The organism is Mesorhizobium sp. B2-4-12 (assembly GCF_006441575.1).
In the GTDB taxonomy this organism is placed as follows: domain Bacteria; phylum Pseudomonadota; class Alphaproteobacteria; order Rhizobiales; family Rhizobiaceae; genus Mesorhizobium.
In genome coordinates this window covers 18803-32632 of record NZ_VFVC01000044.1, presented here as the reverse complement: position 1 = coordinate 32632, position 13830 = coordinate 18803, and the positions used below count along the sequence as shown (strand labels likewise).

13 protein-coding genes are annotated in these 13830 nt (G+C 65.8%); 7 read left to right on the top strand and 6 right to left on the bottom strand.

The window, feature by feature from the left end; genetic code table 11:
• Position 1: 1 nt before the first annotated feature.
• The 5 genes from zwf (at position 2) to FJ934_RS22360 (ending at position 5499) form a co-directional block, all read left to right on the top strand.
• The gene (gene zwf / locus FJ934_RS22380; RefSeq protein WP_140612515.1) at positions 2-1378 is read left to right on the top strand and encodes a glucose-6-phosphate dehydrogenase; all 1377 of its coding nucleotides are present in this window, start codon (positions 2-4) and stop codon (positions 1376-1378) included.
• A gap of 15 nt (positions 1379-1393) precedes the next feature.
• The gene (locus FJ934_RS22375; protein ID WP_140612540.1) at positions 1394-2098 is read left to right on the top strand and encodes an ROK family protein; all 705 of its coding nucleotides are present in this window, start codon (positions 1394-1396) and stop codon (positions 2096-2098) included.
• Between the two features lie 211 nt (positions 2099-2309).
• A complete protein-coding gene (locus tag FJ934_RS22370) occupies positions 2310-2774 on the top strand; it encodes a MucR family transcriptional regulator (RefSeq protein WP_140612513.1) in 465 nt (154 codons plus the stop codon).
• Between the two features lie 122 nt (positions 2775-2896).
• Complete coding sequence (locus FJ934_RS22365; RefSeq protein ID WP_140612511.1) at positions 2897-3997, top strand: pyridoxal phosphate-dependent aminotransferase; 1101 nt, start codon at positions 2897-2899, stop codon at positions 3995-3997.
• 263 nt (positions 3998-4260) lie between these two features.
• Positions 4261-5499 carry an MFS transporter gene (locus FJ934_RS22360; protein ID WP_140612509.1) on the top strand — a complete coding sequence of 413 codons (1239 nt, stop codon included), beginning with the start codon at positions 4261-4263 and terminating at the stop codon, positions 5497-5499.
• Positions 5500-5516: 17 nt separating this feature from the next.
• On the opposite strand, the gene FJ934_RS22355 is transcribed toward FJ934_RS22360, so the two are convergent.
• The 6 genes from FJ934_RS22355 to hemC all read right to left on the bottom strand — a co-directional run bounded on the left by FJ934_RS22355 (position 5517) and on the right by hemC (position 11595).
• Positions 5517-6233, bottom strand: a complete 717-nt coding sequence (locus tag FJ934_RS22355; RefSeq protein ID WP_140612507.1) for a glutamine amidotransferase — start codon at positions 6231-6233, stop codon at positions 5517-5519.
• Positions 6234-6251: 18 nt separating this feature from the next.
• Positions 6252-6731, bottom strand: coding sequence for a TerB family tellurite resistance protein (locus FJ934_RS22350; protein WP_140612505.1), 480 nt, complete (start codon positions 6729-6731; stop codon positions 6252-6254).
• Positions 6732-6767: 36 nt separating this feature from the next.
• Positions 6768-8369: a heme biosynthesis protein HemY gene (locus FJ934_RS22345; protein WP_140612503.1), complete on the bottom strand. Its 1602-nt coding sequence runs from the start codon at positions 8367-8369 to the stop codon at positions 6768-6770.
• 10 nt (positions 8370-8379) lie between these two features.
• A complete protein-coding gene (locus FJ934_RS22340; protein WP_140612501.1) occupies positions 8380-9840 on the bottom strand; it encodes a COG4223 family protein in 1461 nt (486 codons plus the stop codon).
• 109 nt (positions 9841-9949) lie between these two features.
• Positions 9950-10666 carry a uroporphyrinogen-III synthase gene (locus FJ934_RS22335; protein WP_140612499.1) on the bottom strand — a complete coding sequence of 239 codons (717 nt, stop codon included), beginning with the start codon at positions 10664-10666 and terminating at the stop codon, positions 9950-9952.
• Positions 10667-10668: 2 nt separating this feature from the next.
• The gene (gene hemC / locus FJ934_RS22330; protein WP_140612497.1) at positions 10669-11595 is read right to left on the bottom strand and encodes a hydroxymethylbilane synthase; all 927 of its coding nucleotides are present in this window, start codon (positions 11593-11595) and stop codon (positions 10669-10671) included.
• Positions 11596-11696: 101 nt separating this feature from the next.
• Between hemC and tsaD the strand changes: the two genes are divergently transcribed.
• The gene (gene tsaD, locus FJ934_RS22325; protein WP_181165728.1) at positions 11697-12782 is read left to right on the top strand and encodes a tRNA (adenosine(37)-N6)-threonylcarbamoyltransferase complex transferase subunit TsaD; all 1086 of its coding nucleotides are present in this window, start codon (positions 11697-11699) and stop codon (positions 12780-12782) included.
• Positions 12783-12808: 26 nt separating this feature from the next.
• Complete coding sequence (locus FJ934_RS22320; RefSeq protein WP_140612538.1) at positions 12809-13825, top strand: NAD(P)H-dependent glycerol-3-phosphate dehydrogenase; 1017 nt, start codon at positions 12809-12811, stop codon at positions 13823-13825.
• Positions 13826-13830: the final 5 nt, after the last annotated feature.

The following is a 13830-nucleotide window of genomic DNA, read 5'->3' as shown; positions in this document are numbered from 1 at the left end:
CATGAGTCAGGAACGATCCGATACGCTGGTGCTCTTCGGGGCGACCGGCGACCTCGCCCACAAGAAGATATTTCCAGCCCTTTACCAGATGGTCGCCAAGGGTACGCTCACCGAGCCGGTGATCGGCGTTGCCTTCGACGCCTGGGACTTGAAGCAGTTGCAGGACCGCGCCCGCGACGGCATCGTCAACACGCTGGGCAAGGTCGACGAGAGGGTGTTCGCCAAGCTGGCGTCGCTGCTGCGCTATGTCAGCGGCGATTATCGCGATCCGGCGACGTTCGAGAAGCTGAAGACGGCGCTCGGCAGCGCCCAGCGGCCGCTGCACTACATGGCCGTTCCGCCGACGATGTTCGAGACTGTCGTGCAAGGGCTTGAACAATCCGGCACCGCACATGGCGCCCGACTGATGGTGGAAAAGCCGTTCGGCCACGATTTGCAGTCGGCGCGCTGGCTGAACCGGGTGCTCCATCTTGTATTCGACGAACAGTCGATCTTCCGCATCGATCACTATCTCGGCAAGGAAGCGATCCAGAACCTGCTCTATTTTCGCTTCGCCAATTCCCTGCTCGAGCCGATCTGGAACCGAAATTTCGTCGAGAGCGTGCAGATCACCATGGCCGAGGATTTCGGCATCGAGGGGCGGGGCCGCTTCTATGACGATGTCGGTGCCATCCGCGACGTGATCGAGAACCATCTGCTCAACATCCTGCTGCTGTTGGCCATGGAGCCGCCGGTCGGCCGCTCCGCCGACGACCTCATCGACGAGAAAGTGCAGGTGCTGCGGGCGATCCGGACCTTGACCAGGGACGATGTCGTGCGCGGCCAGTTCAAGGGTTATCTTGCCGAGCCCGGCGTCAAGCCGAACTCGCCGGTCGAAACCTTCGCGGCGGTGCGCTTCTTCGTCGACACCTGGCGCTGGCAGGACGTGCCGTTCTTCATCCGCGCCGGCAAGAACATGCCGGTGCATGTCACCGAGGTGGTGGTGCGGCTGAAGCGGCCGCCGCTCGACGTTTTCGATCCGATCAAGCCCGCCGACCAGAATTACGTGCGCTTCCGCATCGACCCGCAGGTGATGATCGCCATCGGCGCCCAGCGCAAGGCTTCCGGCGACGACATGATCGGCGAGCAGGTCGAGTTGACGGCGCTCGACGACAGCAAGGGCGACATGCCTCCCTACGAACGGCTGATCGGCGACGCCATGAACGGCAACGGCCAGCTCTTCACCCGCCAGGACGCGGCCGAGCTTGCCTGGCGCATCGTCGGTCCGGTGCTGGGCGACACCACGCCGCCGCATCTTTACGAGCCGAAGACCTGGGGGCCGGCGGACGCCATGGCCGGCTTCGGGCCGCCCAATGGCTGGATCGACCCGGTGGCGTGAGTGGAGCGGACACGGATGGGCAAGGCGGTGAAGCAACCAGCATCGGGCACGGACAGGGTCGTGCTGGCGATCGACATCGGCGGCTCGCATGTCAAGATCCTGACCAGCGCCGGTGGTGCGGAGCGCCGGGCCGATTCCGGCCCGGGCCTGACGCCACGGCAGATGATCGAAACGGTGAGAAAGCTGGCCGAGGGCCTGTCCTACGACGTGGTATCGATGGGCTATCCCGGCCCGGTCCGTCACGACAAGCCGACGCGTGATCCCATGAATCTCGGCAAGGGCTGGACCGGCTTCGACTTCGCCGCGCAGTTCGGCAAGCCGGTCAAGATGGTCAACGACGCGCTGATGCAGGCCATCGGCAGCTATGAGGGCGGCCGGATGCTGTTTCTCGGTCTCGGGACAGGCCTTGGTGCGGCGATGATCCTCGACAACGTCGCCCAGCCGATGGAACTCGCTCATCTTCCCTACAGGAAAGGCGGCAGTTTCGAGGACTATATCGGCGAGCGCGGCCTGCAAAAGCGCGGCAAGAAGAAGTGGCGCGGCTACGTCTTCGATATCGTCGACCGGCTCCGCGCCGCCATGCAGCCCGACTATATCGTCATCGGTGGCGGCAATGTCGACAAGCTCGACCAACTGCCCGCCAACAGCAGGCGCGGCGACAACACACGGGCCTTCGAAGGCGGCTTTCGTCTATGGCGAGACAAGGCCTTGATCGTCTGATATTATTACAGTTTAGTATAGTCGTTCAAAATAACGTGTGATGCCGCGCTAAATCATTGCCTTGGGCAGATTTGCCGACTAGGAATTCCGCCGTACTGCCGGCGTGCTCCCACGGATACACCAAAGACGATTCGGCATTTTTGATTCCGTGCCTCGTCCTTTCGAAACCGATCCCGATTTTCGAGGCCGTGCGCCATAGACGGAGGAAAGATTGAACGACGATAGCAACGACGCTCGCAAGGACATCGACCTTCTCGAGCTCACCACCCATATCGTGTCCGCTTACGTCGAGAAGAATCGCCTGCCCGCCTCCGGCCTGGCCGACCTCATCGCCAGCGTCGCCACCTCGATCGGCGGGCTCGGCAAGCCGGCCGTTCCGGTGGCCGCGCCGCTGGTTCCAGCGGTCAATCCCAAGAAGTCGGTGACGCCGGATTTCATCATCTGCCTTGAAGACGGCAAGAAGTTCAAATCGTTGAAGCGTCATCTGGGCGTTCATTTCGGCCTGACGCCGGATGCCTATCGCGCCAAATGGGGCCTGCCGGCGGACTATCCGATGGTCGCTCCCAACTACGCGGCCTCGCGCTCGCAATTGGCGAAGTCGATCGGCCTCGGTCGCAAGGCAGCCGCGCCGGCACCCGCCAAGGCCAAGGGCCGGAAGGCCAAGGTTTCGGCCTGAGCAATTCAGCGCTGAGCCGATATTTAGGAAGACCGGAACAGAAGCCTGCCGGCGAAACCGCCTTGGCAGGCTTCCTGTTTTTGTGGCTTGGATAGACCAGACAAGATGATCTGGGGGAAGCCATGAACTACACCAGGATGGTGATCGAGAAGGAAGCGCCGGAGGAGTACGGCTATGACCGTATCCGCTACAATCTCTCCGAAAGCTCGATCGCCGACCAGAAGCTCTCCGACATCGGCCTGTCGCTGCCTGACCTGACGCTCTTTTATGGCGAGCATCGCGGCGACAAGGAATTGCGTGCGCTGATCGCGGCGCAAGATGCCGGCATTTCGCCCGATGACGTGCTGGTCACCGCCGGGGCCGCCGGGGCGCTCTTCATCATCTCGACTTCGCTTTTGTCGGCGAGCGACCACCTCGTCGTCATCAGGCCCAACTATGCCACCAACATCGAAACCCCACGGGCGATCGGCTGCGCCATCAGCTTTGTCGATCTGGCCTTCGAGGACGGCTTTGCCATCGATGTCGAGGCCATCAAGGCGGCGATACGGCCGGACACCAGGCTGATCAGCGTCACCTGCCCGCACAACCCGACCGGCACGATGATGTCGCGCGCCGATCTCGATGCGCTGGTGGCGCTCGCCGACGCCAGCGCCTGCCATCTGCTGGTCGACGAGACTTATCGCGATTTGTCCTATGGCACGAGGCTGCCTTCGGCGGCCTCGCTCAGCCCGCGCGCCATCAGCGTCTCGTCGCTGTCGAAGGCCTTCGGCATTCCCGGCATCCGCATCTGCTGGCTGGTCACCAGGGATGCGGCACTTCAGGAGACGTTCCTCGCCGCCAAGGAGCAGATCGGCATCTGCGGCAGCGTCATCGACGAAGCCATTGCGCGTGGCATGCTGGAGCGGCGCGATACCTTCCTGGCGACGCTGCTGCCCGAAATGGCGAAGCGGCGCGACATCGTCCAGGTCTGGATCGACCGCGAACCGCTGGTCGACTGGGTGCGGCCAGAGGGCGGCGGCGTCGGCTTCCCGCGCCTCAATGTCGAGCCCGACTTCGACCTCGACCGATTCTATGCGAAGCTGCTGGAAAGCCACGGCACCTATGTCGGATCAGGCCATTGGTTCGAGATGCCGAAGCGCTTCTTCCGCGTCGGCTTCGGCTGGCCCGCGGAGGCGGAGCTGCGAGGCGGGCTCGATGCCATTTCGGCTGCCTTGCGTGGATGAACATGACGTGCGATCCGCCGGACAGGCCGGAAAATCCTTGATCCGGGATTGATTTTAACGCACATCCCGCTGCGAACTTTGCTAAAAGTTCCATTGGTCGGACCAGCGCCCGTCGTGCAAGTGCCCCGCCGGCATCGCATCGGCGCGAAAATCTGTTCCGATTTTCGGAAAAGCACGATGCGGGAACCAACAGTGCTGGAGCGTACTTTGTGCGTTCGATTGGATGCACGTCGCTCCAGTGCCATCGCAATGGGGCTCTATTCATGACTGCCGCACAAACTTCGCCGGACCAGCGCTACGCCGCGTTTCGGCACCGTCCGTTCCTCAGCTACTGGACGGCACGCTTCCTCACCACCTTCGCGACCATGATCGTGTCGGTCGCCGTTGGCTGGCAGATTTATGACCTGACGCGCGATCCATTCGACCTCGGCATCGTCGGCATTGTCCAGTTCCTGCCGTCACTGCTTTTGGTGCTGGTCACCGGCGTCGTTGCCGACCGCTTCGGCCGTCGGCTGATCATGACGCTGTCGACGCTGATCGAGGCTGGCTGCGCATTGGCTCTGCTGTTCCTGACGCTGAACGTCCTTACCAGCCCGTTGCCGATCTTCGCCGTGCTCGTCGTGTTCGGAATTGCCCGCGCCTTCTACGGGCCGGCATCGTCGTCGCTGTTCGCCAATCTCGTGCCGCAGGAGGATTTCGCCAACGCGATCGCCTGGAATTCGTCCGCCTGGCAGACGGCGACCATCATCGGTCCGGTTGCCGGCGGCCTGCTCTATGGCGTCTCGGCCGAAGTGGCTTATGCCACAGCGGCGATCCTGATGCTCGCTGCGGCGTTGCTCATCTTCACCATCCCGAAGCCCGCCCAGCAGACGTCGACCGACAAGCCCACCATGCAGACATTGTTTGCCGGCTTCCGTTATATATGGGGCGAGAAGATCGTGCTCGGCGCCATCTCGCTCGACCTTTTTGCCGTGCTTCTGTCCGGCGCCTCGGCGCTGCTGCCGGTCTATGCCCGCGACATTCTGGAACTTGGCCCCTGGGGGCTCGGCTTGCTGCGTTCCGCGCCAGGCATTGGGGCCATTTGCGTCGCGGTGTGGCTGGCCGGGCACCCGATCCGCAACCATGCCGGCAAGATCATGCTCGGCTTCGTGGCGGCGTTCGGCGCCTTCACCGTGCTGTTTGGTCTGTCGACCCTCACATCGCTGTCGATCGTGGCGCTTGCCTTCCTCGGCGCCACCGACATGTTCAGCGTCTACATCCGGGAGACGCTGATCCAGCTATGGACCCCGGACGCGGTGCGCGGGCGCGTCAACGCCGTCAACCAGGTTTTCGTCGGCGCTTCCAACGAGCTCGGCGAATTCCGCGCCGGCACCATGGCGGCGCTGATCGGCACCGTTCCGGCAGTCGTGATCGGCGGCGTCGGCGCCATCGCGGTAGCCGGCCTGTGGGCTTACCTGTTCCCTCAGCTGCGCAAGGTTCGTCACCTCAACGGCCGCAACTGACGCGCAACGCCGTAATCCTACGGCACCGCCGGTCTGCCGAAGACCATGCGCAGGAACTCATCCAGCCAGCGCTTCAAATGCATGTCCCAGATCAGCCGGCCGCCGAGATGATCGCGGCCGGGCTGCGCGCCTGGCAGCTCGAAGCGGTGCGCGCCGCGCACCACCCAGCGCTGCATCATCACCCTTGTGAGTTCGCCGTGGAACTGGATGCCCCAGGCATTGTCGCCGTAGCGGAAGGCCTGGTTGGGATAGGTTTCCGCCGTCGCCAGCAAGGTCGCGTCCCTGGGCAGCGAAAAACCTTCGCGATGGAACTGGTAGACCATTTCGGGCCAGTGCATCAGCTTCTTGCCAGCCTCGGTGGCCGTGAGCGGATACCAGCCGATCTCGACCAGCCCTTCGCCGTGACCCTCGACCTTGCCGCCGAGATGATTGACCAGCATCTGCGCGCCAAGGCAGATGCCCAGCAGCGGCCGGTTTTCCCGGAGCGGAACTTCGAGCCAACTGGTTTCGCGGCGGACGAACTCGTCCTCGTCATTGGCGCTCATCGGCCCGCCGAACACCACGGTGCCGGCATGATGGTCCAGTGTTTCCGGCAGAACATCGCCCAGCGGCGGGCGGCGGATGTCGAGGTCAAAGCCCTCTTCGAGCAGCATATGGCCGACGCGTCCGGGGCTCGAATTCTCCTGATGCAGCACGATCAGGATTTTTGGATTCGACCTCGTTGTGCGCGGCATCGGCAGGCGAATTCCCGTCTATTCGTCGCTCGATGTCCCACGGGCGCCCGGCGCCTGCGCCGCCGCCTTGCGGCGCGTCTCGATCCGGTCGTGGCGCTCGACGCCGATCAGCTCGGCGACGCGCCAGACCGTATTGTCCTCGAGCTCGTGCAGTTCGCCATCGGCATAGACGATCTCCCACATCAGGCCGATGAACGCCTTGCGTCCCTCGGCGTCGAGATGCCGCTTGAGCACGCTGGTGAAGGCATAGAGGTCGATTGCCTCATTGTCGGCGCGTTCGCCGGCGGCGGCGAGCGCTTCGAGTTCGGCGCCGCTGATCGAATAGGTCTGCGCCAGCACCGCCTTGAAGCGCTCCCATTCGACATCCTGGCGCACGCCGTCGGCATTCATCACATGATAGAGCAGTGCCGATGCGGCGACGCGCGGATCATCCGCGCTCGGGCGGATCCCGGCGCCGGTCGGCAATTCCCTGAGAAACGACAGCACGCGCTCGAACATCAATCCATTCCCAAACGGCCAGACGACTGGCCCAGATCAAAACAGCCGGAAGCGGCGCGGTGACTTTCCCGCCTCGTCGTCCGGATCGACGCCCGGATCGTCCGGCAACCGCGTCAGCTCTTCCGCCGGCTCGACGGCCTCGGCACCGGCCGGCACCGCCGCGAACGCCGCGGCGGTGACAGGGGTGACATGGTCGTCGCGGCTTTCGGTTTCCTTGCTTGTCGCCTCGTTGGCCTGGGCGACATGATCGATGACGTCGATCGGCTTTTCCGGCACCGGTTTGGCTGGCGCCTCGATTGCCGCGACCGCTCCATCCGGCGCGTCGTCGTGGCTGTCGATCAGCTGGCCGAGGCGCTCCATCGGGGCGCGCCACTCGAAGGCGTCGAGCCGGCCGGTGATGGGCGATACCGGCGCCCAACGTTCCGAAACCACGCCATCCGCCACCCAGGCCGGGTCGCGCGGCGCCCGCACTGCCTTGGAGAGCAGCTGCCTGACCTTGCCCTGGTCACCGGTCTCGGCTTCCTCGATATCGGCGAGGAGCAGATACGCGCCCTCGCGCCGGTCCATCCGGATCGCGGCCTCGGCCTCGCGGCGGGCGGTGGCGAAATCCTGCGCATCGAGTGCCGCGCGCGCCACAGTCATCGACGATTCGGCGTGGTTCCTCTTCATCTCCTGCAGTTTCTTGGCCCGGTTGAGCCGGTCGAGCACGGCGTCACCCGGCCGCGCATGGGTGTAGAGCTCGGCGATCTCGGGATGCGGCTCGGTCCGCCAGGCCGTTTCCAGGATCTTCGATCCCTTGCGCACGTCGTTCTGCTTGAACAGCGCGGCGGCGGCGGCGACGGCGGCAGGCGCGAAATCCGGCCGCAGTCTGTTGGCCTCGATTGCCGCTGTCCTGGCGGCGGCGGGATCGCTGTCGGCAAGCGATTGCGCCTTGGCGGTCAACAGCACGGCGCGGCGGCGGGCGGCGGCGTCGCGTTCGATCTGCCGCGTCGACTTCTGCGCCTCGACCAGCTTCAGGGCGCCGTCCCAGTCGCCGCGCGCGGTCAGCTCCTCCAGCGTCGATTCGGCCGCCCAGGCCAGTTGCGGCGCCATCACCGCGGCACGGCCGGCATAGTGCCGGGCGGCGTTGCGGTCGCCCAGGCGTTCAGCTTCCAGATAAAGCCCACGCAGGCCGAGCAGCCGCATTTCGGGATCGTCGAGCATGCTCTCGAATTTCTGCCGCGCGCCTTCATGGTCGCCTTCGAGCAGCGACGCCTGTGCCTCGAGCAGATGGATCAACGGTTCCTGGTCGGAGCGGATCAGCTTGGCCGCTTCCTTGGTCTTCTTGCGGGCCAGCGCGCCGTCGCCGGCGCCGGCGGCGATCATGCCGGTCGACAGCGCCTGATAGCCACGGTCGCGGCGGCGCACGCGGAAATAGCGCGAGATGGTGTAAGGGCTGTTCCACAGCGACCTGATCAGCCACCACAGGATCATCATCGCGGCGACGACAGCGACGACGGCCACCGCCGCCACCATCAGGCTGACCTGGTACTGATAGCCGTTGAAGGTGACGACCATGTCGCCCGGCCGGTCGGCAAGCCAGGCGAAGCCCAGCCCAAGCGCGAAAACGACGATGAGGAAGGCGAGCAGGCGGATCATCGTGTTGCCCTCATGCCTTCATCGCGCCGGAGATCAGCGTGTCGACCTGGGTTTCGACCTCGATGCGCGCCTTCAGTTTGCCGGCAAAGCCGGCGCCGGCGGCCTTCGCGGCTTCCGGCAGTGCGTCGTATTCGCTGAGCGCCTTGGCATAGTCGCCCTGCTTGACCGCCACTTCCATGCGCGCCACGGTTTCCGGCGCGCCGGGACCTTGGACGGCGCCGATCGGCCGGACCTTGACCAGCGATTCGGCGCTCGACATCAGGCTCTGCAAAAAGCCGGCGTTCTGGTCGACAGGCGTCGCGGCGGCGACCATGGCATTGGCGGCGGCGTCCATCTGCGAGGCGATCTCGGTGCGGGTCGGAACCCCCTTTTCGGCATAGGGCCGCAAGGTCGCCAGTTGCGACGCATTGGGCGAAATCGCGGCCAGCGTATCGAGTTCGGTCGCGAACGGCGCGCCACGGTCGAGCGCTGCCTTCAGCGCCGAGGCGGCGATGGCGAGCGCGATCTTCGGCTGTCCCGCCTGCGCCTCGACCTTGCCGGAAAGCTGCGACACCGACTGCTCCAGCGCGGCGAGCCGGCCTTCCTGCGCCTTCGCCGCCTCGTCGGTCGACTTCACCAGCGCATCGAGACCCGCCAGCTTTTCGTTGAGCGGGCCGAGATCGACCGGCGCCGCATTGCCGGCCTTGCCTAGGGCGGCGACCGCCGTTTCGATCTGCTTGACCTTGTCGCCGAGTGCGGCAAGCCCGGCGCTGTCACCCGAGCCGCCCTGTGCGACCGTCGATTTCAACGTCGCGACATCCTTCTTGACCTGATCGAGTGCGGCCGACAGGCCGTCAACCTTGGCCGAGGCGTCGCCACCGCCCGCTTCCTTCATGCCGGCGATTTCAGACTTCAGCGAGGCGATCTGGCCGTTGACTCCGTCGCGTGAAACACCGGCGCCTGAACCCGGCGCGCCGAGCAGGCCGGCGAACTGCAGGCCGCCGGCGCCGACCAGTGCGATGACACCCCCGATGATGCCGGCAGCGATGCCGTTGACGCCGCCACGCTTCGGCTGTGCCGCCATCGATTCGCTCCTTGCCTCGGTTTTTCCGGCAGCCGCGTTGGTCTCGCCGGCCTTCGTGCTTGCGTCCTCAAAGCTGTAGTCGAAGGGCTTGGCGGGCGGCGCCTCCGAACCGGGGTAAGGCATCTCCGGTTCCGCGGCCTTGGTCGCCGCATTCGCCGGCGCATCTGCTCCAGCCTGCCCCGTGGCGTCGGCATGCTCCCAAGGTTCGAGATCGGTCTGGTCAGCATGCACCGGCTCTTCCGGAGCTTCCGGCTGCGAGGCGTTCGCGGCTTCCTCGGCCTTCGCCTCGTCGGTCTGGGCCGCGTCCTTGGCGGCATCCTCGTCGACGATGCGGGACACGGGCTCGAGATCGATGGTCACCGGCTCGCGGCGGCTTTTCGAGTGTCGCATCTTCGGCGTCTTGACCATGCCTGGGCTCCGCAAAATTCGCTTCGTCTCAACGCCTGGTGGCGCGTGATGGTTCAGAAGGGTCTAGCACATCACCAAGCGGTGAAAAGGGGCGGTGTGATGACGCGGGTCACGGCCGCTCCGGCAAAAGCGCCAGCATTGCCTCCTCGTCGGGTCGTGCGGCAATGCGAATTGACTTGCCGGCGCTGTCGGCGAAGGCAGCGGCGATGCGCGCGGAAAGCGCGAAAACCCTTGTTTTTTCAAAGAGCCCTTTCAATGCGGATCTTGCGGCCAGCACCTGCAACGCGACAGCCGCCTTGGCCGAATAAAGCAGCACCGCGTCGACCGGCTCGCCGGACAGCCGCGCCAGAATGGTCGCGTCCGAATACGGCACCGGGAACGTGTCGTACGTTTCGACCGCGCGAACCCGCACTCCAGCCGCCTCCAGCCGCTGTTCGAACATTGGAAACCGCACGCGTCCGCAGAGATAGACGACGGTTTTGCCGGGAAATGCCGCCACAATGCCGTCGGCAAGCGACTCGGCATCGCCGGAACCCTCAAAGACCGACAGGAGCCCCGCCTTGCGTGCGGCTTCCGCCGTCCTCGTTCCGACGGCATGGCACGGCAGAGCGGCAAGCGCAGCCATCATCTCCTTTGGGGCATGGCGCACGGCATTGGCGCTGGTCACGGCAACGGCGACAGCGTCATCTGCAACCAGCCGGGCATCGCCAGGCAAAGCCACCGTTTCGGTCAGGGGCAGGAGAACCGGCTGAAAACCTTTATCCTGAAGCCGCCGCGCCGTGCGCGATGCGCCCGGTTCCGGTCTGGTCACCAGGACGCGAAGCATTTTCAGAGCCAGCCGTCGAAGAACTTTTCGCCGGCCTTGGCCCGCACCGTCCGCGCCGCCTCTTCGCCGATGCGGACGGCATCCTGCGCTGCCCCCTGCAGCTCGACCGCGTGCGACTGGGTACCGTCGGGCGAAATGATCAGACCGGAAAAGGAGAGTTTTCCGGCCGTGATAGCCGCGTAGCCGGCGATCGGCGTGCGGCAGGAGCCGTCGAGCGCCGCCAGGAAAGAGCGTTCGCAGGCCAGCGCCTGACCGGTCGGCACGTCATGGATGGCCAGCAGCATCTTCTCGACCTCGCGGTCGCCGATGCGCGTCTCGACGCCGATCGCGCCCTGGCCGGGCGCCGGCGGAAAGATGTCGAGCGGCATCAGGTCGGTGATCACATGGTCGAGGCCGAGCCGCTTCAGCCCGGCATAGGCAAGGATGGTGCCTGCGGCGACGCCTTCATCGAGCTTGCGCAGCCGCGTCTGCACATTGCCGCGGAACATCACCACGTCTAAATCCGGCCGCATGCGGCGGATCAGCGCCTGCCGCCTGAGCGACGACGAGCCGACCGTCGCGCCGCGCGGCAGCTCTGCGATACTCCTCGCCGCCTTGCCGACAAAGGCGTCGCGCGCATCCTCGCGCGGCAGGAAGGCGGAGAGTTCCAGACCTTCGGGCAGTTGCGTCGGCATGTCCTTCGACGAATGCACGGCGATGTCGATCGCGCCGGCGAGCAGCGCCTCCTCGATCTCCTTGGTGAACAGGCCCTTGCCGCCGGCTTCCGACAGTGGCCGGTCCTGGATGCGGTCGCCGCTGGTCGAGATGACGACGACCTCGAAGGCTTCCGCCGGCAGGCCATGCGCTGCCATCAGCCGCGCCTGTGTCTCATGCGCCTGCGCCAGGGCCAGCGGGCTGCCGCGTGTTCCGATTTTCAAGATTGTTTGCATGGCGCGCGGTCCGTGATAACCCCCGGCTGGCTTTGCGTTTCCGGGCACTCTCCTAACGAGGAACGCCCGGACATACAATCTCTGGAGACAGCGACGAATTGATCCGCGTTCTGGGCATTGAGACGAGTTGCGACGAGACCGCCGCCAGCGTCGTGGCGCTGGAAGGCGACGCCGCGCCGAAAATCCTCTCCAACGTGGTGCTCAGCCAGATCGAGGAACATGCCGCCTTTGGCGGTGTCGTGCCCGAGATCGCCGCCCGCGCCCATGTCGAGGCGCTGGACGGCATCATCGAGGCAGCCCTTGCCGATTCGGCCACGGCGCTTGCCGATATTGATGCGGTCGCCGCCACCGCTGGCCCCGGCCTGGTCGGCGGCCTCATCGTCGGGCTGATGACGGCCAAGGCGATCGCCGCAGCGGCAGGCAAGCCGCTGATCGCCGTCAATCACCTCGAAGGCCATGCCTTGACGGCCCGGCTGACCGACGGGCTCGAGTTTCCCTACCTGCTGCTGCTGGTCTCCGGCGGCCACACGCAGATCCTGGCCGTGCGCGGTGTCGGCGACTACCAGCGCTGGGCCACCACCATCGACGATGCGCTCGGCGAAGCCTTCGACAAGACGGCCAAGATGCTCGGCCTGCCCTATCCCGGTGGGCCGAATGTCGAGAAGGCGGCGGTATCGGGCGACGCGACACGCTTTGCCTTCCCCCGTCCGATGAAGGGCTCGGCGCAGCCCGACTTTTCCTTCTCCGGGCTGAAAACCGCCGTGCGCCAGGCCGCGACGGCGATCGAGCCGCTCAGCGACCAGGATGTCGCCGACATCTGCGCCTCGTTCCAGGCGGCGGTCGCCGATGCGCTGGCCGACCGCGTTTCTCGCGCACTGAAGCGGTTCGGCGAAACATTTCCCGGCACCAAGCAGCCCGCATTAGTTGTTGCCGGCGGCGTCGCGGCCAACCGCACGATCAAGGCGACGCTGCAGCGGCTTTGCGCGGAGGCCGGTTTCGCCTTCGTCGCGCCGCCGCTGCAGCTGTGCACCGACAATGCGGCGATGATCGCCTGGGCCGGCATCGAACGGCTGCGCGAGGGCCTGGCGCAGGAGAACGGCTTCGATTTCGTGCCGCGCTCGCGCTGGCCGCTGGACAGCATCTCGGCTCCGATGGTCGGCTCCGGCCGGCGCGGAGCCAAGGCATGAGCGGTGAAGCCATGGGCGGCCAGCAGATGGGCAATGAAGGCGCAGGCAATCCGGCCAAAAGTGGCTGGCGTGTCACGGTGCTCGGCGGCGGTGCTTGGGGCACTGCGCTGGCGCTGGCCATGCTGCGCGCCGGCCATTCGGTGCGCCTGTACGCGCGCGACCCGCAAACCGTCGCCGCGATCGGCCGTGGCGAGAACCCGCGCTATTTACCCGGTATAGCCATCGCGCCCGGCATCGAGGCGACGAGCGACATCGAGACGGCACTCGCCGGCGCCGATTGCGTGCTGGCGGTGACGCCGGCGCAGTCGCTGCGAGCGACGCTGGCGGCGGCGAAAGACCATATGCCGGACGGCATCCCGCTTGTGCTCTGCGCCAAGGGCATCGAGCGCGACACTGGCGCCCTGCTGTCGGCAATTGTCGAAGAAATCCTGCCGCGAAATCCGGTCGCGGCATTGTCCGGCCCGAGCTTCGCAACCGACGTCGCCCGTGGCCTGCCGACAGCGGTGGTTGTCGCCGCCCGTGACGAGATGCTGGCCGCCGACCTTGCCGCCCGCTTTTCCGCCGAGAACCTGCGCTGCTATTCGAGCAGCGACCTGATCGGCGTCGAGATCGGCGGCGCCTTGAAGAATGTCTTCGCCATTGCCGCCGGCGCGGTGACCGGGGCCGGGCTCGGCGCCAGCGCCCAGGCCGCCATGGTGACGCGCGGCTTCGTCGAACTGCGCCGTATCGGTGCCGCCTTCGGCGCCAGGCCCGAGACCTTGATGGGGCTTTCCGGCCTTGGCGACCTGCTGCTCACCTGCTCGTCGGCGCAATCGCGCAATTTCGCCTACGGGCTGGCGCTTGGGCAAGGCAAGACGCTTTCCGGATTGCCGCTGGCCGAGGGCGTGCCGACGGCGGCGATCGCCGCCCGCATCGCCGTCGGGCGTGGCATCGACGCGCCGATCATTTCCGCCGTCGCCGCCATACTGGACGGCAAGGTGACCATAGACCAGGCCGTGACGGCGCTGATGACACGGCCGCTGAAAACCGAAACCAAGGACTGAACCAT